Consider the following 243-nt stretch of genomic DNA (forward strand, 5'->3'; position numbering starts at 1 on the left):
TCTGCTGTTCGTCATTTCGTTGTTCATAAATGCTTTCGGCATTGCCTTCATCACCAAAGCCATGTTGGGCACCTCGCCTATAACCAGTGTCACCTATGTGCTGAGCATGTTCACCCCTTACAGTATGGGCATCTGGACCATCCTGCTCAACCTGCTGTTTGTCGTGCTCGAACCCTTCTTCATGTCCCGCAAGGAACTGAAAGACGAGTGGCGCATGTACGCACTGCAGATTCCCATAGCCTG

Annotated in this window: 1 pseudogene; it reads left to right on the top strand. The window is 51.0% G+C overall.

The features are described from left to right. Position 1: 1 nt before the first annotated feature. Positions 2–243, top strand: a pseudogene (locus QVP67_RS02030) (cytidylate kinase family protein); the annotation flags it as partial.

This window comes from Bacteroides sp. CAG:633 (assembly GCF_000435115.1).
Taxonomy (GTDB): Bacteria; Bacteroidota; Bacteroidia; order Bacteroidales; family Bacteroidaceae; genus Bacteroides; species Bacteroides ndongoniae.